This window comes from Arenibacter arenosicollis (genome assembly GCF_014397245.1).
Classification (GTDB): Bacteria; Bacteroidota; Bacteroidia; order Flavobacteriales; family Flavobacteriaceae; genus Arenibacter; species Arenibacter arenosicollis.
Genome location: NZ_JACLHY010000001.1, coordinates 135478 through 158115, shown reverse-complemented (window position 1 = coordinate 158115; position 22638 = coordinate 135478). Strand labels below are relative to the sequence as shown.

Here is a 22638-nt window from a genome sequence, read left to right as displayed (position 1 = left end):
ATGGGATCGTTTTTAAATGATCCCATTTTTTTTATGGTTATTTAAGAAAGCAGTACAATATTCTATTTATAAAAACAGAATAACATGAATCTATACTTCGGAAAATTGGAATACAATCAATAGGATAACCTTTCAAGTGTAATTTAGAAAGAAAATTCACACGAAAAGTGTTTATTTTTTACCCACTAAAGCTAGTGGATACCCAAAAATACACAGTTCATAAATCAATGTGTATTTTGTAATTAACACAATAACAGTGTGTTATGTTTAAATTGAGTCGAAGATTATTTCTGGTATCATATTTTCAATAGATAAAGCAAGTTTAACTATTAAAATGAAAATCATGAAAAAGATATTTTTTGTAGCAGTATTATCACTAGGAAGTCTAACAGCATTTGCCCAAGATGGCGAAGAGAAAGCTGGAGAAGCAACTCAAGTTGCCGTAACTCAGGACGACTTCTCTGAAATAGAAACTAGTAATTTACCTGAAGCGGTTGCAACAGCCGTTTCTACTGACTATCCTTCAGGGACCATCAGTAAGGCTTATGTAAATAAGCAGGAGCAATATAAGTTGGAAGTAACATTGGAAGATGGTACAACCGGAACTTTGTATGCCGACAAAGATGGTAATTGGATAGAACTATAATATAACTTGAATTATTTGTTTTGTATCAAGTTGGTTTGGTAAAAAGGGGATTGCTCAATGCAATCCCCTTTTTTTTACACTAAGGATCGATGTCATTCTTTTGAATATAACATAGGATTAAATAAAAAGTAAACTTTTGTTATTTAGATTTCTGGGCTTCTTGAGGATTAAATAGTGCTTTTTTTAATAACATTATGATGATATAAGTAATAAAATCATGTATCATGAGAACTCTTAATATAAAGATGTTCTATAAAATTTTATATAGCGTGTATTAAATTTGTAGGGTCAAGGGTACGGCAACTTAAAAAGAGTGTTTATTTTTTACTCATTAAAGCTGGGGGTTACCCAAAAATACACAATTCACAAATCACCGCATATTTTGTAACTAATACATTCACAGTGTGTTGTGTTTAAATTGAGTCAAAGATTATTTCTGGTATCATATTTTCAATAGATAAAGCAAGTTTAACTATTAAAATGAAAATCATGAAAAAGATATTTTTTGTAGCAGTATTATCACTAGGCAGTCTAACAGCATTTGCCCAAGATGGCGAAGAGAAAGCTGGAGAGGCAACTCAAGTTGCCGTAACTCAGGATGACTTCTCTGAAATAGAAACTAGTAATTTACCTGAAGCGGTTGCAACAGCCGTTGCTACTGACTATCCTTCAGGGACCATCAGTAAGGCTTATGTAAATAAGCAGGAGCAATATAAGTTGGAAGTAACATTGGAAGATGGTACAACCGGAACTTTGTATGCCGACAAAGATGGTAATTGGATAGAACTATAATATAACTTGAATTATTTGTTTTGTATCAAGTTGGTTTGGTAAGAAGGGGATTGCATTGAGCAATCCCCTTCTTTTTTTATGATAATTTATGGGCGTGAATAACTTTCTTATGGTATTTTTACTATTCATTGTAAATAGTAATATAATTGTATGCCCAAACTGCTTATCATTGAAGATGACGCCGCTTTTTGTCAAATGCTTCAGAAGTTTTTGATCAGAAATGACTATGATGTAGATGTTAGTTTTACGGCCCAGGATGCCAAGATCAAAATTAAGGAAACCACTTATAACCTGGTATTGACGGATATGCGTCTTCCCAATTACGACGGGCTACAACTATTGTCGGATATTAAGGAGGTAAATCCCAAAACACAGGTAATTGTGATGACCGGATATGCTGAGGTTGGTTCTGCAGTGGAGGCCATGAAAAAAGGTGCCTATGATTATATTTCCAAACCTTTTACACCAGAGGAGATTTTAATGCAAATTAAGAGCGCATTAAGTCAAGAAGTAAAGGAACAAACCATTAATCCTTCAAAGGAAAACAGTAAGGTAGAAAGTACTGAAGTTGAATCTCCTGAAAACAAAGTGGTAGCAGGAATAAGCGATGCCTCTAAAAAATTAACCGAGTATATTAAGCTGGTAGCCCCAACAGACATGTCTGTATTAATTACCGGTGAAAGTGGTACAGGAAAGGAAGTCACCGCACGGGCCATACACGATAATAGCAAGCGAAAGGACCACAGTTTTGTGGCCGTAGATTGTGGAGCTATTCCCAAAGAAATTGCAACGAGTGAATTTTTTGGACATATCAAAGGTAGTTTTACAGGAGCAGTGGAGGATAAAATAGGCCATTTTGAGGCTGCAAATGGGGGTACGCTGTTTTTGGACGAAATAGGGAACCTTTCCTATGAAAACCAAATACAGTTATTAAGGGCGCTACAGGAAAGAAAGATTAAAAGAGTAGGCAGTACCAAGGAAATAGATGTAGATGTCCGCATTGTTACTGCAACCAACGAAGACCTTACAGAGGCCGTTGAAAAAGGAAACTTTAGGGAAGATTTATTTCATAGGATAAACGAATTTTCGGTGGAAATTCCGTCCCTTGAGGAACGTTTTGAAGATCTGCCTCTATTTGCCGATTTCTTTTTAAGGAAGGCCAATCGATCTTTAGGTAAGAAAGTCGAAGGTTTTTCAGAAGAGGTTGAGGAAATATTTAAGCAATACCATTGGCCCGGAAATCTACGTGAATTACAGAACGTAATAAAAAGAGCGGTTTTGTTGACCAATGGTGATTATGTGGAGAAGGAGGCCCTGCCTAAGGAGGTTCACAAAAGCAAGGTGAGCAGTGTAAAAAACGACAACTTTTCCAAGGCCGATTATGAGAAGGAACAAATAGTCAGAGCCTTAAAACAATCTAATTTTAATAAATCCAAAGCTGCCAAATTGCTTCAGATTACTAGGAAAACCCTTTATAATAAAATCAATCACTATAATTTGGACTTGTAGCCAAATACGATTTAATGGCCAAGATTAAAACGGTAGATTTATTGTGGAGGTTCCTATAGGTCTGCTTTAAAATCTTAGGTTCCATTTGGCCAACTTCCAAGATTTCCAATTCTTCTAAAATTGGTACTATCTCAGTACTATTTAATTGTCTGAACATAGGTAGCATCCTATGCGATACTAGGTTGATTTTCTTAATGTCCAAATTATCTACAGCCACTTTCAATTTTTGCATGTTTGTGGTGGTATCGGATAGAAAGGTCCGTAAAACTTCGGCTATACCTTCCTCATCATCGCCTAAAAAGGAGGAGATGACTCCCAAATTGAATAAGTTGGACCCAGAGGAGATATTTGCTCTGATTTTACTTTCGGGTTTTTCGCTAACTGCATGGGGGAACAGGTTGGACAATACCTGCAGGAACATGTCTTTGGTAAAAGGCTTCTGAAGTATATCCGAAAAACCTGCTTCAAAATAATACTCCTTTTTTAAGTCCTTTCTACCGGTCATGGCCACTATAGGTTGGCCACTATAATGAGAATACTTGCCGTTTTGTAATTGACTCAATACTTCAAAACCTGTAATATCCGGCATTTGGATATCGGTCAAAACCATGTCATAGTGAAGCTCCCCGTTTTTTAAAATATCATTAAAATTATTGTAAGTATGGGCCGTTAGATCCAAATATTGACAGACTTCCTTCAATAATTTTAGCATTGCCTGGTCGTCATCTATGATAAGGAGTGTTAGTTCCAGTTTTGGACGAATTTCAATTTTTTTGGGAGACTTCAAAGGTTTTTTTGAAATTTCGAAAGGAATTTCTATCGTGAATGAGCTTCCTTTATTTTCTTCACTCTTGAGACTAATCTTTCCTCCTAAAAGTTCTGTGAGTTTCTTGGAAATGGTAAGCCCTAACCCATAACCGCCATATTTTTTATCGGTATGGTCCTCTGCTTGGGTGAACTCCGTAAATATGTGCTCCTGCTTTTCTTTTTTAATACCAATACCTGAATCTGTGACCTTGATTGCCGTATGGTAGTTTCCATTGACCTCATTGACGACCGCGGCTTCCACTTCTATAAAGCCTTCTTTTGTAAATTTATAGGCATTCCCAATAAGGTTGGTCAATATTTGTCTTATTCTAAAGGGATCTCCTAAAACAGGATTTTCCAATTGGTCATCAATTTTTATAATTAGTTCTATTGGTTTCTTTGAATTTATTTCCTTAAGGTTTTCTGCGGTTTCCTTAATTAGGTCAGAGAGAATAAAAGCTGTCTTGTCCACTTTTATTTTCCCGGCTTCGAGTTTGGAAAAATCCAATAGATCGTTGACCAGGCTATCCACGTATTTGGATGCGGATTTTACATTTTTTAAATAGGAAACCTGCTTACCCGTAAGTCCAGTATTTTCCATAAGTTCGGAATAACCGGTAATCGTATTAAGAGGGGTGCGCAGGTCATGGCTTACCGTGGAGATCAATTGTTCCCGACTCTTTAATAGCGATTCGGAAAACTTTTTTTCCTTTTCCAGCTGTTGTCTGTACAATTGAACCTTCCAATAATCTTTTGTAATCAGAAAAGTAAATAACCCCACAATGGCAAAGCCCAATAAACTGGCAAAACCGGCAAGTCGAATACTCCTCTTTAGCGCTGTTTGTTTTTTTAGGTTGTCATTGTACGATTTTGCTATAATCTCCTGTTCGAAGGCCGAAATAATACTGCGCAACTGCTGTGAAATTTCCAAATCGGCCCTGCTTAATTGTAGTTCTTTCTGCGCTACTGAACGCAGGGTTTTTGTGTTACTTTGTTTGGCCTCGGCCAAAAGGGATCTGGATACCGTTAACACCGAATCTACCCTTTGCGAAACTGGAATGGCACTGGTGTCCTTGGGAACATTTTCACTTAAATATTCCGCCCATTTTTTTATTGTATTCTGGGTATCGGCCGGTAGGGTGGCATAATTGGGATTAAGGCTTTCCGGAGTTATTTTGCCGAGTGATTCCTCTATTTTACTAAACTCTTTCAATGCATTGTCAATAGAGCTGTTGGATTCGTTTTTTCTTTTTAATCGGAGGAGCTCGTTGCTGTTGAACACCTTTTTTTTAAGAAGCCCTTGTACACTATCCAACATTTTTTTGTGATAGTCATTGTCTGTTAACAACTTAAGGGAATCAATGGTAACGAAAATGGAATCAATTTTTTGGGCATAGGTCGTAAAACTTTTTGGAGTCTTTTTTTGCAGGGCCAATTTGGAAAGGCTTTCTGCCTCATACAACTCTGTAAGTAAGGAACCTGTTTTGAGCAATTTAATGTCGTTTTCAGAAGCCGTATCGGTAGACACCAATACCTTTATTTCGGAAAAAATAAAATAGGCCACGACTAGGGTCAGTACCCCCAGCATTAAGTAGCTGAATATTATTTTAAAGGTGAATTTGTTTTTGGTCTTGTTCATTAATATACCCAGTATTTGCAGGTGCTATTCTAAATTACGTATTTCAGGTACTATTGGCCTATAAATTAAAGTTAATTATTTATCTCTTTTTATTATGAAATTAGATTGGTCGTATGTAAATTTGCGCCCGTCTCAAAGGGGTGCTTGTTAGGTCAGGCTGAGATTATACCCAAGGAACCTGGGCAGGTAATGCTGCCAAGGGATGCGAAATCGCGTTTTGGAATTTCCAAGGTTTTATTTTCGATGCAATTATGTAATCGGGAAAAAACAAAAATCAATTTTTAACAAGAATAATAGCCCCTTTTATTCGTAACAAATGTATTACGGATGAAAACTATGTTCACAACGATCGCTGTATTTGCGACTGCACTCGGGGCCTTTGGCCAAGAGAAACCCAAAGATTCTTTGGAAGGAAAAGAAATTGCCTTAGATGAAGTATTGGTATCCGCCATTAGGGTAACCAAGCAATCTCCGGTAACGTTCTCAAACTTGACCAAGGAACAGATCAAACCTAGAAATTTAGGACAGGATATTCCTATTCTATTAAACTTTTTACCTGCCGTGGTAACCACTTCCGATGCCGGTACGGGCGTTGGCTACACAGGTATTCGCGTTCGTGGTAGCGATGGTACTAGAGTAAACGTAACCATTAATGGCATTCCCTATAACGATGCGGAATCGCATGGTTCCTTTTGGGTAAACATGCCAGATTTTGCCTCTTCTACAGAAAGCTTGCAGCTACAACGTGGAGTGGGAACATCAACAAATGGGTCAGGAGCCTTTGGTGCTAGTTTAAATGTGTTGACAGATGCTGTTGCCAATGAGACCTTTGGGCAGATCTCGTCTTCTTTTGGCAGTTTTGGTACCCTTAGGAATAATTTAAAATTTAGTACCGGCTTGCTCAACGATTATGTAGAAATAGCGGGACGTTTATCCAGAATAACTTCGGATGGTTATATTGACAGGGCTTCTTCCGCCTTGAATTCCTATTTCTTGCAAGGGTCATATGTTGATGACAATACCTTGGTGAAAGCGTTGTTGTTCGGCGGCCATGAGATTACTTACCAAGCATGGAACGGAATAGATGCCGCAACACTGGAATCTGACAGAACCTTTAATTCTGCAGGAATCTATACCGATGAAAATGGAAATACCCAATTCTACGATAATGAAGTGGATAATTATAAGCAAAATCATTTTCAATTACATTGGAACGAACAAATTGCCGATAATTGGAATTCAAATTTGGCACTTCATTATACCAAAGGAAGAGGGTTCTTTGAACAGTTTAAGGAAGACGATGACTTTAGCACCTATGGAATTGACCCTATAATGGTTGATGGCGAAGAAGTAGATAAGACAGACCTCATAAGGAGACGTTGGTTGGTGAATGATTTCTATGGGACCACATTCTCGCTAAACTATGACCAGGAAAATTTAAATATAATTCTTGGCGGAGGTTGGAACAAATATGAAGGAAGCCATTTTGGTGAAATTATATGGGCCCGTTTTTCCAACAATAGGGATTATGAAGATAGATATTATGACAATAGTTCCACAAAAACTGACTTGAATCTTTTTGCCAAGGCAAACTACAAGTTCAGTGACCAATGGAGCGCCTATGGTGACTTACAATACAGGACCATAGGTTATAAGGCGAACGGGGAAGATACTGGATTGGTAGATGACACCTTTAATTTTTTTAATCCAAAGGTTGGGGTTACCTACGATTTAAATATGAACAATAATTTATATCTCTCATATGCCAGGGCCAATCGCGAACCCAACAGAAACGATTACGAAAGTGGAAGCCCCAAGCCTGAAAAGTTGAACGACTATGAGTTGGGGTGGAGGTATTTTTCTCCAGATGTACAGTTGAACACCAACGTGTATTATATGAGATATAAAGATCAGTTGGTTCTAACTGGTGAACTAAATGATGTGGGAGCCCCTTTACGCGCCAATGTAGGGGATAGTTACCGTTTGGGTCTTGAAGTGGATGCCACCATAGCTTTGGGAAATCAATTTAAAATTCGCCCCAATATTGCATTGAGCAATAATAGGAATAAGGATTTTGTGTTCCAGCGCGATGGTGAACTCGAAGAGCTAGGAGATACCCATATTTCCTTTTCGCCAGATATTATTGTGGGAAATGTTTTGACTTATCAGCCTAAAGAAAATTTACAATTTAGTCTATTGACCAAGTTTGTTGGAGAGCAATACATGGGTAATATAGATTCCGAAGGATCTAAATTGAATTCGTATTCCCAAACCGATTTCAACGTGCAATATGAAATAAATACCAATAGTTTTATTAAAAGTATTGTGCTTTCTGGATTGGTTAATAATATTTTCGATTCCCTTTATGAGTCCAATGGGTACTTCTATACTTTTGATGACGATTATTCCGTGCCAGGAACCATTACTACCATTGAAGGAGCCGGATACTATCCACAATCCGGTATTAATTTCCTCCTAGGGGCAACAATTAGTTTTTAGGAATAGATTGTAATTTTATAAAGTGTACAAAAACTAAAACCCCGATGTTGGCCAATTCAGCTAACATCGGGGTTAATTATTTTTTAATGTTCCTCTCTTTAATTGAATTTAGTAATTATAGAGAACCTATTTCTGGGTCAGAGGATTATACATTTTCCGGAACTATATACGGATATCTATATTTTCTCGTGAGCATTAAATCTGCTTCTTCATTACCTATAAACTTTTCGAACTCCCCATTAAATTTTAGGGTGTCTCCAAGCTTGTAGGCAATATTTGCTATTAGTGGCAGCACAGTGGACATGTGTCCTTTCTCAACATCGCAATTTAAATCATGACGATTTCCAGAACGGACTCCGTCAATAAAATTGCCATAATGTCCCTTGCTATCCGGTGCGGTCAAAAATGAGGTGTCTCCTCCAACAGCAGCGCTTCCAGCCATTTCAGAACCTGCAAAGGGTTCGGTTTCCTTGCCTTTGTATGCCTTCCAGGTAGAGCCATTTACTTCCATCCATCCTTCTGTACCGTAAAACATATTGCCAATCTTGATGCCTAAATTGGCCTCATGGTTGGTATATCTACCACGGGTTTCAAACTCCAATATTTTTCCATCCTCATATTCAAAAACGGAAGTTTGTGTGTTAGGTGTTTCTTGTGAACATTCTTGTGGCGAAAATCCAAAAATCCCTCCCATGGACTGTACTTTTACCGGATGTACTTTTTTGTTTAGTCCCCATCGTGCAATATCAAATTGGTGCGGACCTTGATTCCCAGTATCACCGTTGCCGGTATCCCAATGCCAATGCCAATTATAGTGTCCCTTTTTTTCATTATAAGGTCTATAAGAGGCTGGACCTAGCCAAAGATCATAGTTCAAATTTGGCGGTGAAACGCTATCTGGGGAAATTCCGAAGGAATCCCTAGGTTTAAAACAAGTACCTCTAGAAAGGAACACTTCGCCAATACCGCCACGGTGTAAGAAATCCATAGCCTGCATTACATTACTTATAGATCGGTTTTGAAATCCAACTTGGACCACTCTATTGTATTTTCTTGCCGCCTCTACCATTTTCCTACCTTCCCATACATTATGTGAACTAGGTTTTTCTACATATACATGTTTCCCGGCCTGGCAGGCCCAGATAGTGGCCAATGCATGCCAATGATTGGGAACTGCTACAACAACTGCATCTATTTCCTTGTCCTCGAAAACACGGCGCATATCTTCTTCGGTGCCTGGCTTGTTGCCCTTTTGGTTTTTGGTGGCAGTTTTTACATTGTCGCTCAAGACGGAAGAGTCCACGTCACAAACGGTTTTAATTCTCACTCCATCATTGTACATGCTGGAAAAATTGTCCAATAAATTACTACCGCGACCTCTTACTCCAATAGATCCCAATATTACACGGTCATTTGCACCTATAATATTTCCGTAAGATTTGGCGGAAAATGCAGATGCCCCAACAACAACGCCTGTACTGGCAAGGGTGGTTTTTTTAATAAAATTTCTTCGGTTGCCCATAATTATTTTTTAATAAATTCTGTATTAATAAGTTATTTGGAATAATGTTTACTGCTTTGAAAAATTGGCGAACTCCGAATCCAGCTCTGCCTTTCCCAGGTTCTTGCTTGCTACTACAATCCGATGTTTAAAGGTTACATCCTCTCCTTTGTTGAGGGTAAGGTTCAAAGATTCCTTGCCGTCACTAAAAACTTCTTGGCCTAGAGGATTGGCAGCAAAAAGACCGTAGCCGCGAGTATGCCAGTAGGTAGGATACCCCGCATTTGAAGTGTGGTCTAAAATGGCCAGGGAAATTTTTTCATCTCCTATGTTGGATCGAAGATTTACCCAGTTTGATCTTTTTCCCCAGCAGTCATCTCCTTCAATATTTTCACTGTTTATATAGTTTCCATTTACACCGTCATTGTTAAGAACAGGAACACCGGTAGGGATTCCATTTGAATCGGTAAAAATATCCGGCTTATTGGAGGGGTGCTCCAATTCCCGTGTTACTCTTATGCCCAATACCCCTTCTTTATTGTCCTTAAAAACTACTTTTTCGTTGGGTGCGGAAAGATTGGTGATGCGGTCAATGGAGTATTCATCGTGATCGCCTCTAAAAACAAAAGTTGTATTTTCTTTTAATAAAACCTTTCCTTCTGCAGAAATCCAATCCATAGCTACTTTAAGACGGGCTTCCTCGTTGCCGTCTTCCATGGCCATAATTTCTTTGTGCACTATAGTCCCATAGCTTCCTCTCTTTTCTACTTTTATGGAATCTGAATTGTTCCAAAAATCCAATCCGTTAACATCCCCATAATTAAACCAAACTCCTACGTGATGTGGATGGTCAACTCTTTCCCCCACAGACGGTTCCAGAGGATATTTTCTGGTAATCTTTGTTCCCTTGGGGGTGATTAAAGGATAAAGTACGGGTTTTTTAATATTGGTCGGGTAGATATAGGAGGTAAATAGGCTTCCATCAATAAAGACATCCACTTTTTTTTCTTGGTCGTTACTTACCAATTTTATTCTTTTTTCAGTCTTGGTTTCATTGTTGCTATCTGCCGTTTTATCGGTTTTTGCCTGTTTGCAGGATACCATAAAGACTAGGACTAAAGCGCCGCATAAGCCTGATTTAAGACGTAATGATTGTGTATTCATATTTGTTAATAGATATTGAATTAGATTTATTTATTCCCTAAAATTATTTTTGAAATTGTTTTTACCACTACATTTTTCCAATTTTGATATTTCGGAAGCTTGCGGTCATCTCAGTGTTGGGATGCAGTTGCAAGCCTATGGGCCCTGTTTTGACATAATTGTCCGAGGTGTAGCTCATTACGTGTTTTCCGTTGAGCCAAACTTCGTAATACCCGGCAATGGCTATAACTTTAATGGTATTCCAGTCGTTGGGCTTTAGAATTTCTTTTACGTTAAGTGCTTCCACCGGATACCCTTTACCTGGAATATAGGGAGAGCCGGTCATGTCCCGCTTTAAAGAACCCGAAATACCCATTTGTATCTGTTGCGATTCGTTTCTAATGAAGATTCCGGTATCTACCGTTCCCTCATCATATCTAAAGTCGGTTTCTATTACAAAATCGGTATACTCCTTGTCGGTCCATAATATGGATCCCTTTTTCTCAGGACCACTTTTGGCAGTTAATATTCCATTGTTCACGGTCCACCAAGTATTGTTTTCAGGAGCAACCCATCCCTTGAGATTTTTCCCGTTAAATGCACTTTTAAGTACCGGGTCCTGAGCAAATACGGTTAGTGTAGAAAAACTCAGTATAAAGAACGTAATTACAATTTTTGTTTTCATATTAACTATGTTATTAAGTGGTGATATTAGAAAGAGTTAGAGCAACGACTGCCGAGAAAAAAGTTTTTGAAAGGATTAAGCAGTACATAAAATAATGGTTAAAATACAACCGTTTTTTATAAAACTATCCAAAAATTATATCATTTTCCAATTTTATTGGCAAAAATCAGAGGTATTTGTATTGATTGGTAAAATACTATTAATTTGAGTTAAGAAATATGCACTGAGGAACTATTGATTCTTCGAAATGCCTGCGCTCTTTATTGATTTTTTGTGGTGAAGTCATCCTGCTTTGAAAGGGGATTGGATTCCTCTGAAATTCTGCATGAAGAATTTTTTATAATCTCTTTTAAAATATATGTGTGCCTATTGGACCATGTACGCTTCAATTGACCCCAACTATAGCTAGAACTCTGGATTGGGCAATTTCCTAAACGGTGAAAAATCGGGTTATTTATGCCCCTTTTTAATCAATTACGACTAAAATAGGCGCTTTTTAACTTTATTTGTTAAAAGGTTGATATATTCTCGAAATATTTTGAGGAATGCTGGGAAACGGAAAACAGGTTTTGTTTGGTAACCACTATTTTTGTATTCAACCGGATTGCTAAATTTAAATACTTCAGAAAATGAATAATATGAATTACCCTAAACCCATTCGTTGGGGAATAATTGGTTGCGGGGCGGTTACCGAAGTAAAAAGCGGACCACCTTATCAACAGACACCAGATTTTCAGCTAATAGCCGTTATGCGGAGGGATCTAAAAAAAGCGGAAGACTATGCCAAAAGACATGGGGTACCTAAATTTTACGGCAAAGCAAAGGATTTAATTATGGATCCAGAGGTGGATGCGGTTTATATTGCTACCCCTCCGGATACTCATAAACACTACGCCCTAATGGTGGCGGAAGCTGGAAAGCCATGTTGTGTGGAAAAACCCATGGCACCGACCTATAAGGAAAGCTTAGAAATATATAATGTTTTCAGCGAAAAAAAATTACCGCTTTTTGTTGCTTATTATAGACGGTCCTTGCCTAGATTTCTAAAAATTAAGGAATGGCTGGACAATAATGAAATTGGGGAAATAAGACATATTAAATGGCATCTCTCAAAACCGCCAAGTGCCGAAGATTTGCAAAAAACATACAATTGGAGGACTGACAGCGAAATTGCTCCGGGTGGTTATTTTGATGATTTGGCCAGCCATGGGCTGGACTTATTTTCATTTTATTTAGGTGACATTGAATATGCTTATGGGGTTAGTACCAACCAACAGAAATTATATACCGCAAAAGATGCCATTGCTGCTTGCTGGATATACGAAAATGGGGTGACTGGAGAGGGTAGTTGGAATTTTGGTACCGCCGAAAGGGAAGATGAGGTAGAAATTATTGGTAGTAAGGGCAAAATAACATTTTCTGTGTTTAATGAAGAGGATATCACCTTATCCAATGAAAATGGCACTGAAAATCTTTTTATTGATCATCCTAAGCACGTGCAACAGTTACATGTAGAAAATTTACGGGCCCATTTGCTTGAAAATAAGGAGCATCCTTCTACCGGGAAATCGGGATTACATACCAGTTGGATAATGGATAAAATTTTAGGGCAGATATAATAGGCTTTAATTGGAGATGATTACAGTATTGCCGCTGAAGGTAGAACGATAAAATAGTAGATCGTGATAGCGCTTGCCGTCTTCGGGCCGGTTCATTAGTTGCCCAGTAAACAAATTGTATTCATAACCTTCACAGGAACAGGTCACCAATTGGCCCTTAAGTGTCATCGTGGAACAATTATTGGGCGCATGGTTGGGGCAGCTTGCTTCCCATGCCATAAACGAATTAAATCCGGTATTGATGACAAATGCACCTCGGGTGCCTACTGTGGCGTTGCTTACATATACGGCACTGCCCGTATTGGTCAAGGGGCTGTATAGTGGGAGGTTCAAGTTGAGGTCGAACCTAAAGCTAACTTCCTGTAAATAAGGGTTTCTATTGGTTGAGTTGTTGTCGCAAGCCAATAAAAGAAAGAAAAGTAATATCCCTAATATGCGTTTCATATGGCTTTGCCTATTTAAAAAACTTAGACAAAATTGAACAAAATTTATGTATATTTGTCTTAAATCCTCTTTAAAAAAAGAGGATTTTCCTATTTATTTAACGTAGAACTTATGAGCAAAGTATCTTATTATACAGCAGAAGGGCTAAAAAAATTGAGAGAGGAACTAAATTACCTCAAGGATGTTGAACGTCCAAAAGCTTCCCAAGCTATAGGCGAAGCCAGGGATAAGGGGGATTTGTCTGAAAATGCGGAGTATGATGCTGCCAAGGAGGCACAAGGGCTGTTGGAGATGAAAATCTCCAAGATGGAAGAGACTCTTGCCAATGCTAGATTGATAGATGAATCGCAATTGGATAATTCCAAAGTGTTGGTATTGTCTACCGTTAAATTGAAGAATATGAACAACGGAATGGAAATGAAATATACGCTTGTCGCTGAAAGTGAAGCCGACCTAAAAACGGCAAAAATTTCTGTGAGCTCACCTATTGGTAAGGGGCTTTTGGGCAAGAAAGTAGGGGAAACCGCCGAAATCACTGTGCCCAACGGAACTTTGAAATTTGAAATATTGGAAATTTCTAGATAATCCAATCTACAATATAGTATAGAACCTCAATTGATGTATTCGATTGGGGTTTTAACTTTTAGGGAGATTCCGTATTGATAGGAAATACGGCTGATCTTAAGCCCACAAAGATTATGTTTGGGAGATTGTTTAAAATATTTGCACTATCTTTTAATTAGATTTAAAGTTCTCAATTATGTCATCAATATTTACAAAAATCATTAACCGTGAGATTCCCTCTTATAAAATTGCAGAGGACGATAATTATTATGCCTTCTTGGATATTAATCCCAACGCTGTGGGACACACTTTGTGCGTTCCAAAAAAAGAGGTGGACAAACTCTTGGACCTGGACGAGGAAACCTATTTGGGACTTATGGCCTTTTCCAGAAAAATAGGCTTGGCCATTGAAGCCAGTGTGCCTTGCAATAGGGTGGGATTAACAGTTATAGGTCTCGAAGTTCCCCATGTACACGTACATTTAATTCCATTGAACGGAATGCGGGATGCCACTTTTCAGCATAAAGCCTCACTTAGTCCCAAGGATTTTACGGATATAGCTGAAAAAATTAGGGCGAATATTAAATAATACCTTCTAAATAAATATAGGCTCCAGCGGCTACCAAGATTATCAACAATAGCGTTAAAATATAAAATAAGGAAGTAAAGCGTATGGACGCACGATCCGGGGCTATCATTTTTTGGTAGTATTCATAAACACGCTCTATGTCTTCCGTCCAAGTTACTGGATAGATCGTAGAATTGCATTTCTTGCATTTAATTTCATGGTTCACATCCTTCGTGGTTCTATCGTACAATCGCCCATAGGTATGTCTTTGATAAAAAGTCAACTTTAAATCCTGATTAAAACATTCGGGACAATTGTTTGTTAAATCGGCCTCTTTTATTACAACTAATTTCTCCTTTGCCATCGCCTTAATTTTTAACTTTAAACATAATTTGCATTATAGTACCCTCCTTCGTGGATGTCAGTACTTTAATTTTGCCTTTGTGGTACTCCTCAACAATTCTTTTTACCAAAGATAGCCCTAGGCCCCAACCTCTTTTCTTAGTGGTAACCCCAGGATTAAATATTGTCTGAAAATTCTTTTTGGGTATTCCGGCACCTGTATCTGTGATTAAAACTCTGACCCAATTCCCGTTGGGAACTATTTCAATGGCAATACTGCCTTTGCCCCTCATTGCATCTATACCATTCTTTACCAAGTTTTCAATGGTCCAATTGTATAAGGCCTTGTTTAAAAGCACTGGTACATGTTCCACTTGGGAATTAAATGAAAAGTGGATGAGTTTGGAACTCCTTAATTTTAAATAATCAAAAGCACTTCTCGTCTCCTCAACAATGTCGTGCTCATTAAGGATGGGTAGGGATCCAATCTTGGAAAAACGTTCCGTTATGGTTTCCAATCTACTTATATCCTTTTCTATTTCCTTGGTAATTTCCGGATTAATTTTTTCTGTCTTTAATAGCTCGTTCCATCCCAGAAGTGAAGAAAGTGGGGTGCCTATCTGGTGGGCGGTCTCTTTGGCCATACCCGCCCAAAGTTTATTTTGTTCCGACGTTTTATTGGTCTTGAATAAGAAATAGATAACCGTTCCAAATAGGAAGATTATCAATAAAAGGGCTATCGGGTAATATTTTAACTTGTTGAGTACCTCAGAATTCCCATAATATAATGTGGCCAAGTTCTCTCCTTTATATTCAATGGAAATTGGATTGTTCTCTCCTTTAAACTTATTTATTTTACCATGGATAAAAGAAGTATCCGTTTTCTGGATACCGGGCATATTATTCACTTTTATGGTACTGTCCTTGTTTACCAGTATCATGGGTGTGGAGGTGTTGTTCTGAAAGATTTTGATGTGCAGATTTCCAGGATCGGCGTCTACGGGAAGGGATAAAAATTCGGACTGTGCCGTGGCCCAAATTTCCATTTTATGGCGCTCTTCCTCCTTAAACTTCTTAAAAAAACTGTTAGTGTTCCACAGTATTAAACTCACAATAGCAAAAGAAGCTATTAATAACAGAAGGTTCGAAGTTTTCTTTTTAGGACTAAAATCCATCAAACTATAAAATTATACTTAAAGATAACGCAATTTGGACAAAGATATTCTATTTTCATATCTACCTCTTTATTTCATTTTGCCTACAATTTGTGTACCTTTACCCGCTATGAAAAAAATGGTTTCCATCACCGTCTCAGAAGTGCCCACTGCCAAATTACATGGGTATTTGTTAGGCGCTGTTGGTCCAAGACCCATTGCTTTTGCCAGTACCATGGATGACAAAGGGAGACCTAACTTATCGCCCTTTAGTTTTTTTAATGTCTTCAGTTCCAATCCGCCTATTTTAATATTTTCGCCATCCCGAAGGGTCCGTGACAATAGCACTAAACATACCTTGGAAAATGTGCTTAAAAATATGGAAGTGGTCATCAACGTGGTCAATTATAGTATGGTTCAACAAATGTCCTTGGCGAGCTCGGAGTACAAGGAGGGTGAAAATGAATTTATAAAGTCCGGATTAACGATGTTACCTTCGGAGATGGTAAAACCTTTTAGGGTAGCCGAATCGCCAGTGCAATTTGAGTGCAAAGTGGTTAAGGTAGAACCACTAGGGGAAGGAGGCGGTGCCGGGAACCTTATCTTTTCCGAGGTGCTTAAAATACATGTGGATACAGATATTTTGGATGAAAATGGAAGTATTGATCAATATAAAATAGATCAAGTGGCCCGGATGGGAGGTAATTGGTATAGTAGAGCCAATTTGGGTTTGTTTGAAGTGCCCAAGCCAGTTACCAGCTTAGGGATTGGTGTAGATCAAATACCTGAGCATATTAAGTTAAGTAATGTTCTAACAGGAAACGATTTGGGAATGTTGGGTAATGTAGAAAAATTGCCCACCAAGGAAGAGGTGAAGTTGTATGTTAAAAATAATATGGAGTTAAGGGCTATTTTAAGTTCAGGTGATGTGGCTTTACAGCATGCAAAGGCCCAAGAGCTATTAAAAGTTAAGGATGTTCCCTCGGCATGGAAAATTTTATTGGCCGATATGCCCTTATAATGGGATAATGAAAATGGAAAAAGACATAGCCTATTTTTAAATTGAAGTTTTAATAGGTTGCAAAATGGATTGATGCCTAGGACTATTTTGAGGGCTGACTCCCAAAAAATTGAGATGGGATAATTTGTTTTAGGTGTTCCTGATCAAATTGCTTAATATTGACAAAAAAAGAATACAAAGTAGAATTATATAAATAGTAAAATGGAAATACAAGGGAAAATTAAAATGGTAGGTGAGACCCAAACATTTGGGAGTAACGGATTTAGAAAGCGAGAAGTGGTAGTAACTACTGAGGAACAATATCCACAACATATTATGGTTGAGTTTGTACAGGATAAATGCGACCTTTTAAACAGCTTTGGTGCTGGCCAAGCTGTAAAAATTAGTATAAACCTTAGAGGAAGGGAATGGGTTAACCCACAAGGGGAGACCAAATATTTTAATTCTATCCAGGGTTGGAGGATCGAGAGTTTACAGGAGGAAGCAAGTGCTCCGGGAATGCCACCGGTACCACCGATGGATGCTTTTGAACCAGCGGATGATGTAAATGACGAGGACCACGACGACTTGCCATTCTAACAAGTCCAAACTATATTGCTGGGAACGGAATTATTAAAGTTCCTAAAGCTTAAGTAAAGTGAAATAAGAGAAAACCTATTCTGTTCATTACCGAATAGGTTTTCTTAATTTTAGGGACTATTAATTAACTTCAAAATGTTTCTCCTGGACCATCGTTTACAGTTTCCAAATGTAGCTAATGCCGATGATGACGGATTATTGGCCGTGGGCGGAGATTTGTCCCCAGAGCGACTGCTGTTGGCATATAGGAATGGGATATTTCCTTGGTTTAATGAAGATTCCATTATTCTTTGGTGGAGTCCCGATCCTCGAATGGTTTTGTTCCCCGAGAAAATAAAGATCTCCAAAAGCATGCACCAAGTTATAAAGTCCAACAGATTTAGGATATCTTGGAATACCCAATTTGAAAAAGTTATTGATGCCTGTTCAAGCATAAAACGAAAAAGCCAGAATGGAACCTGGATTACACCTGAAATGAAAAGCGCGTATCTGCGTTTGCATCAAATGGGAATTGCAAAATCTATTGAAGTATGGGAAAACGATCTTTTGGTGGGAGGACTATATGGGATAGATCTTGGAGACGTATTCTGTGGAGAAAGCATGTTCAGTAAAACCAGTAATGCTTCCAAATATGCTTTTATAAGCCTAGCAAAAGAGTTGCAGCAGAAGGAGTATAAACTAATTGACTGCCAGGTGTATACTGCCCATTTGGAAAGTCTTGGTGCTGAGGAAATCCCTAGAAAACAATTTATCGAAATTCTAAAAGGGTAGCGGGTTAAATCCCAGTCCTCACTTTTAATAAAGTACTCGGTCATAATTGGCTGGTAAGGCCATTGCAATTTTTATCAAATTTCCCTCGGCATCAAATATCGCAATAAAGTCCTCCCTTTCATCGGATTTTTTTCCGCGAAACATTAGTTTGTATGTGTTGTGGGGTAATATCAGATTTTGAAAAGTATTTTTCAGTACATCATCCGAGGTGCCGGGATAGCATTGTTGGATGTATTTAATTTTTGTTTGCTTAAAATTCTCCCTTAAAAAAGAATTTATATTGGCATAGGTATCCGTGGGGATGTCAACTTCGCTTACACTAAAACCAGTTTTTTGAATCGTTCCTTTTTCATTAAAATCTATATGATAATGCATTTTCCTTTTCCTAAATTTTAGGGTATAGGTAGTTTTGGAGGAATCAACTTCTTTGTAGTACCTTAATTTTTTGGCGTCTTCCAAGGGAAGAGCCTCAAATTCCAATGAAGGAAATTGCGATTTTTTAATTCGATGTTCCCGTTCCGGTTTTGTTTGGGAAAAACAATTTAGGCTAAGGGTCAATAATAGCAATGAGATTAGGTGGTTATACTTCATTATATCTAAAACAATTTATCTCATGATCGTTTACCATACCCGTAGCTTGCATATGTGCATATATTACCGTGCTCCCTACAAATTTAAAACCTCGTTTTTTTAAATCTTTACTTATGGCATCGGACAAAGGGGTGTTGGCTGGTGCGCTTTTATGATCTTTAAGTTTGTTTTTTACGGGCTGGCCGTTGACAAATCCCCATATATACTTGCTAAAACTCCCAAACTCCTTTTGTAGTTTTATAAACTCTTGTGCATTGGATACAGTGGCCCTTATTTTAAGCTTGTTCCTGATAATTCCCTCATCCTGTAGTAAGGATTCAATTTTAGGTTCCCCGTATTTGGCTATTTTTTTGTAATCAAAATGATCTAATGCCTTTCTGAAATTCTCCCTTTTTCGCAATATGGTAATCCAGCTCAATCCGGCCTGGAAGGTTTCCAAAATTAAAAATTCAAAAAGAAGCTTATCGTCCTTAACGGGGACACCCCATTCTTCGTCGTGGTACTTCTCGTATAGTGCATCTCCCTTGCACCAACCACATCTATGTTTTTCCATTGTTTAAATTCAAACTTTCTTTAAAGATAAAGAAACGCTGATTTTTATAAAGAAGTGTTACTATTTTTTGTTTTTATTCTTTTTTATTGGGTTTCTGGGCAAAACCTCTTCCGGGAAGGGAAATAGGATGGTGGAGTTCTTTTCAGCTGCTATATTGGAAAGGGTCTGGTAAAGCCTTAATTTTATTGCAGAGGGCGATTGATCGATCAATTTACCGGCTTCCAACAACTTCCCTGCGGCTTGCTCCTCGGCAAGTGCCAATATAATACGTGCTCTTCTGGACCGTTCGGCTTCAGCCTGGTTGGCCATCATACGCTTCATGTTTTCCGGTAATTGAATGTCCTTAATTTTCACGTCAATAATTTCGATGCCCCATTCCTTGGTTTCCAATTCAACAATGGCCTTGATATTCTTGCCCATTTCCTCGCGTTTGGAAAGAATGGTGTCCAGTTCCACCTTTCCACAGACATCCCGTAATGCCGCCTGGGATAATTGTGTAATGGCAAACCTGTATTCTTCCACTTCAAGTACAGCTTTTTCGGGATTGTTTATTTTAAAGAAAACTACGCCATCTATACTACAGGGAACATTGTCCTCGGTCATTACTTCCTGGGATATGATATTTATGGTGATAACCCGTATATCCACGGTTTGTATCGTCTCCACTAGAGGAATAATCCACCTAAAACCTGGTTGCAGCGTTTTTACATACTTTCCAAACCTAAATTTAAGCGCTCTTTTGTACTCAAAAATAATGCGTATACCAGCTAATAAAAACAATAGGATAATAATGCTGAGAATGAAAGGTGGTGCCATGATATTTGCGTAGTTAAATTAAGGGAAACTTTGAAAATTTATTTGGACCCAATTGAAAATAAGCTTCATATTATTTGGTCCAATAGTGGGCATCAGATAGGAATTTTACAACTCCAATACTGTAAATGGCGATTCTCTTAAAAATACAAAAATTAAGCAGGGGGTAAAAATATAATCGACCTTAAATTGAACCGTATAAATTGGTATTGTATATTTTTTTATCTTCAAGCTTATAAACGGGCCTATTGGCTACAAGGTTATTAGATTGGGGTGAGGTACGCGAGATAATTAGGGGCCTCTACGGATTCCCATTTTAAGCTTTGTTTTTTGTTTAAACCAAGACAATGGGCAATAATGGTGAACAGAGTTGGATTATAATTAAATAAGGTATTTCTATAAGAATTTTACATGGGAAAGTGGTCTTTAAGGCTCATTTGTGTCTTTGTTATTTTAAGTATTAAGTGCTATTCGCAGGACACGGAGGGTGGTCATGAGAAGTGGGAGTATGTATTGGAAGACACTGGGGGCGTTTTGCAACTGGCCCTTCCCATTACCGCTGGCATCATGACCTTGATCCACAAAGATTACAGGGGGACCAAAAAATTGGCTTATTCCTATGCTACTACTTTGGCGCTTACCTATTCCTTAAAACATATAACCAAGAAGAAAAGACCTGAAGGTAGAAATCTTTATGATTCCTTTCCCTCTGGCCATACCTCATCGGCCTTTTCGGGTGCATCATTTATTCAGCGAAGGTATGGTTGGGATTACGGAATTCCCGCCTATATTCTAGCCAGTTTAGTTGCCGTAAGTAGGACCGAAGCCCCGGATGGATTTCATGATTTCTGGGACGTTTTTGCTGGTGCGGCCATTGGAATTGGCAGTACTTATATTTTTACCAAACCCTATAAAAAGGAGCAGATGGCACTAGGCTTTGCTAATTACCGAGATACCTATTCATTGACGTTCACATACCAATTCTAAATTTTTCCAAATGGGATGTCAATTTTATGGAGTGATATAGTATATTTAAGAATTGTATATAATTAACCACCAAACCATATTATGCCTTTACTTATTGTTGTACTAGGATTAATTCTCCTCTTTTTACTCATTGCCAGATTTAAACTTAACGCCTTTATTGCATTTATCATCGTGTCCCTTGCCGTAGGTATTGCCGAGGGAATGGAATTGCAGGGGGTAATACAATCCATCCAAAATGGAATTGGGAATACGCTAGGTTTCCTGGTGATCATTCTAGGTTTGGGGGCAATGTTAGGCAAATTGGTTGCAGATAGCGGTGCGGCACAGCAAATAACGACCAAATTGGTGGCCAAATTTGGAATCAAGAATATTCAATGGGCTTTGGTGTTGACTGGATTTATTGTGGGCATCCCCATGTTCTACTCCGTAGGGTTTGTAATATTGATTCCCTTGATCTTTACCATTGCGGCTTCAACTGGGTTGCCATTATTATATGTGGGCCTACCTATGATTGCATCACTTTCCGTAACGCATGGTTTTCTTCCTCCGCATCCTGCGCCTACGGCAATAGCCTCAATGTTTAATGCCGATATAGGTAAAACCCTTCTCTATGGTACTATTATTGCGATTCCGGCCATTACCTTGGCAGGTCCTGTATTTTCTCGTACCATTAAGAATATAACGGCCACTCCTATTAAGGAATTCGTAAACCCGACTATATTGAAGGAGGAAGAAATGCCAGGCATAAATATTAGTATTTTTACCGCACTTCTCCCTGTTATTTTAATTATGTTGGCAACTGGGGCAGATCTTTTATTGCCCAAGGATGCTGCTATTTTACCTATTGTCAATTTCATAGGTAATCCGGTAATTGCCATGTTGATCGCTGTTTTAGTAGCCATTTATACCTTAGGTCTGGCCAGGGGGAAGGAAATGACCGAAATAATGGCGTCTGTGGCAAGTTCCATTTCCGGAATAACCATGGTACTCTTAATTATTGCTGGCGCAGGAGCACTAAAGGAGGTGTTGGTGGATAGTGGGGTAAGTGATTATATTGCCAATATCCTTAAGGATTCCAGCTTTTCCCCTTTACTTTTGGCGTGGCTTGTGGCTACTGTTATTAGAGTGTGCGTGGGCTCTGCCACTGTTGCTGGTCTCACCACGGCCGGCATAGTCTTACCCTTGGTAAATGCAACTGGGGTAAGTGCGGAATTAATGGTGTTGGCAATAGGGTCGGGAAGTTTAATGCTTTCCCATGTAAACGATGGCGGATTCTGGTTGTTTAAGGAATATTTCAACCTATCTATAAAGGACACCTTAAAAACATGGACGGTTATGGAAACCACTGTGGGAGTCATGGGCTTGATAGGAGTAATGATTTTAAGTTTGTTTGTTTAATCAAAGAATTAAT

General features: G+C 38.4%; 22 protein-coding genes. 12 read left to right on the top strand and 10 right to left on the bottom strand.

The genetic code is table 11. The features are described from left to right. The first annotated feature begins 343 nt into the window (after window positions 1-343). The 3 genes from H4O18_RS00700 to H4O18_RS00690 all read left to right on the top strand — a co-directional run bounded on the left by H4O18_RS00700 (window position 344) and on the right by H4O18_RS00690 (window position 2947). Window positions 344-646: a hypothetical protein gene (locus H4O18_RS00700; RefSeq protein ID WP_187581184.1), complete on the top strand. Its 303-nt coding sequence runs from the start codon at window positions 344-346 to the stop codon at window positions 644-646. Between the two features lie 489 nt (window positions 647-1135). After that, window positions 1136-1438 (top strand): hypothetical protein, encoded by a 303-nt coding sequence (locus H4O18_RS00695; protein ID WP_187581183.1) that lies wholly within the window; start codon window positions 1136-1138, stop codon window positions 1436-1438. Window positions 1439-1588: 150 nt separating this feature from the next. Beyond that, complete coding sequence (locus H4O18_RS00690; RefSeq protein WP_187581182.1) at window positions 1589-2947, top strand: sigma-54-dependent transcriptional regulator; 1359 nt, start codon at window positions 1589-1591, stop codon at window positions 2945-2947. Here H4O18_RS00690 and H4O18_RS00685 read toward each other — a convergent pair. Beyond that, window positions 2922-5393: a hybrid sensor histidine kinase/response regulator gene (locus H4O18_RS00685; RefSeq protein WP_187581181.1), complete on the bottom strand. Its 2472-nt coding sequence runs from the start codon at window positions 5391-5393 to the stop codon at window positions 2922-2924. The genes H4O18_RS00690 and H4O18_RS00685 overlap by 26 nt on opposite strands. Before the next feature lie 327 nt (window positions 5394-5720). On the opposite strand from H4O18_RS00685, the gene H4O18_RS00680 reads away from it, so the two are divergent. Beyond that, window positions 5721-7892: a TonB-dependent receptor gene (locus H4O18_RS00680; protein WP_187581180.1), complete on the top strand. Its 2172-nt coding sequence runs from the start codon at window positions 5721-5723 to the stop codon at window positions 7890-7892. 145 nt (window positions 7893-8037) lie between these two features. Here H4O18_RS00680 and H4O18_RS00675 read toward each other — a convergent pair whose 3' ends face one another. From H4O18_RS00675 to H4O18_RS00665, 3 genes are all read right to left on the bottom strand, one after another. Then, window positions 8038-9414: a Gfo/Idh/MocA family protein gene (locus H4O18_RS00675; RefSeq protein WP_187581179.1), complete on the bottom strand. Its 1377-nt coding sequence runs from the start codon at window positions 9412-9414 to the stop codon at window positions 8038-8040. A gap of 48 nt (window positions 9415-9462) precedes the next feature. Further along, window positions 9463-10497, bottom strand: a complete 1035-nt coding sequence (locus H4O18_RS00670; protein ID WP_187581178.1) for a DUF6807 domain-containing protein — start codon at window positions 10495-10497, stop codon at window positions 9463-9465. 127 nt (window positions 10498-10624) lie between these two features. Further along, window positions 10625-11221, bottom strand: coding sequence for a 3-keto-disaccharide hydrolase (locus H4O18_RS00665; RefSeq protein WP_187581177.1), 597 nt, complete (start codon window positions 11219-11221; stop codon window positions 10625-10627). Window positions 11222-11859: 638 nt separating this feature from the next. On the opposite strand from H4O18_RS00665, the gene H4O18_RS00660 reads away from it, so the two are divergent. Continuing rightward, a complete protein-coding gene (locus H4O18_RS00660) occupies window positions 11860-12840 on the top strand; it encodes a Gfo/Idh/MocA family protein (RefSeq protein WP_187581640.1) in 981 nt (326 codons plus the stop codon). Between the two features lie 6 nt (window positions 12841-12846). Here H4O18_RS00660 and H4O18_RS00655 read toward each other — a convergent pair whose 3' ends face one another. After that, window positions 12847-13284 (bottom strand): Rieske (2Fe-2S) protein, encoded by a 438-nt coding sequence (locus H4O18_RS00655; RefSeq protein ID WP_187581176.1) that lies wholly within the window; start codon window positions 13282-13284, stop codon window positions 12847-12849. Between the two features lie 111 nt (window positions 13285-13395). Here H4O18_RS00655 and greA point away from each other — a divergent pair, with 111 nt between their 5' ends. Then, window positions 13396-13869: a transcription elongation factor GreA gene (gene greA / locus H4O18_RS00650; protein WP_187581175.1), complete on the top strand. Its 474-nt coding sequence runs from the start codon at window positions 13396-13398 to the stop codon at window positions 13867-13869. A gap of 175 nt (window positions 13870-14044) precedes the next feature. Next, window positions 14045-14437 carry an HIT family protein gene (locus H4O18_RS00645; RefSeq protein ID WP_187581174.1) on the top strand — a complete coding sequence of 131 codons (393 nt, stop codon included), beginning with the start codon at window positions 14045-14047 and terminating at the stop codon, window positions 14435-14437. Here the strand turns inward: H4O18_RS00645 and H4O18_RS00640 are convergent. Both H4O18_RS00640 and H4O18_RS00635 read right to left on the bottom strand, forming a co-directional pair. Then, window positions 14430-14780 (bottom strand): hypothetical protein, encoded by a 351-nt coding sequence (locus H4O18_RS00640; protein WP_187581173.1) that lies wholly within the window; start codon window positions 14778-14780, stop codon window positions 14430-14432. The genes H4O18_RS00645 and H4O18_RS00640 overlap by 8 nt on opposite strands. 4 nt (window positions 14781-14784) lie before the next feature. Further along, window positions 14785-15933, bottom strand: a complete 1149-nt coding sequence (locus H4O18_RS00635) for a sensor histidine kinase (protein WP_187581172.1) — start codon at window positions 15931-15933, stop codon at window positions 14785-14787. Window positions 15934-16051: 118 nt separating this feature from the next. Between H4O18_RS00635 and H4O18_RS00630 the strand changes: the two genes are divergently transcribed. The 3 genes from H4O18_RS00630 to aat all read left to right on the top strand — a co-directional run bounded on the left by H4O18_RS00630 (window position 16052) and on the right by aat (window position 18283). Further along, on the top strand, window positions 16052-16933 hold the full coding sequence (locus H4O18_RS00630; protein WP_187581639.1) for a flavin reductase family protein: 882 nt from the start codon (window positions 16052-16054) through the stop codon (window positions 16931-16933). Between the two features lie 201 nt (window positions 16934-17134). Continuing rightward, window positions 17135-17512: a DUF3127 domain-containing protein gene (locus tag H4O18_RS00625; RefSeq protein ID WP_187581171.1), complete on the top strand. Its 378-nt coding sequence runs from the start codon at window positions 17135-17137 to the stop codon at window positions 17510-17512. A gap of 135 nt (window positions 17513-17647) precedes the next feature. Next, entirely contained in the window at window positions 17648-18283 is a 636-nt protein-coding gene (gene aat / locus H4O18_RS00620) for a leucyl/phenylalanyl-tRNA--protein transferase (protein ID WP_187581170.1), read from the top strand. Between the two features lie 24 nt (window positions 18284-18307). On the opposite strand, the gene H4O18_RS00615 is transcribed toward aat, so the two are convergent. Genes H4O18_RS00615 through H4O18_RS00605 form a run of 3 tightly spaced genes read right to left on the bottom strand, consistent with a single transcriptional unit; the run spans window position 18308 to window position 20243 of the window. Then, entirely contained in the window at window positions 18308-18874 is a 567-nt protein-coding gene (locus H4O18_RS00615; protein ID WP_187581169.1) for a hypothetical protein, read from the bottom strand. Continuing rightward, complete coding sequence (locus tag H4O18_RS00610) at window positions 18864-19427, bottom strand: DNA-3-methyladenine glycosylase I (protein WP_187581168.1); 564 nt, start codon at window positions 19425-19427, stop codon at window positions 18864-18866. The genes H4O18_RS00615 and H4O18_RS00610 overlap by 11 nt, the downstream gene beginning before the upstream one ends. A gap of 60 nt (window positions 19428-19487) precedes the next feature. Beyond that, window positions 19488-20243 (bottom strand): slipin family protein, encoded by a 756-nt coding sequence (locus H4O18_RS00605; RefSeq protein WP_187581167.1) that lies wholly within the window; start codon window positions 20241-20243, stop codon window positions 19488-19490. Between the two features lie 408 nt (window positions 20244-20651). Between H4O18_RS00605 and H4O18_RS00600 the strand changes: the two genes are divergently transcribed. Beyond that, window positions 20652-21227, top strand: a complete 576-nt coding sequence (locus H4O18_RS00600) for a phosphatase PAP2 family protein (protein WP_187581166.1) — start codon at window positions 20652-20654, stop codon at window positions 21225-21227. 81 nt (window positions 21228-21308) lie between these two features. Further along, complete coding sequence (locus H4O18_RS00595) at window positions 21309-22625, top strand: gluconate:H+ symporter (protein WP_187581165.1); 1317 nt, start codon at window positions 21309-21311, stop codon at window positions 22623-22625. Window positions 22626-22638: the final 13 nt, after the last annotated feature.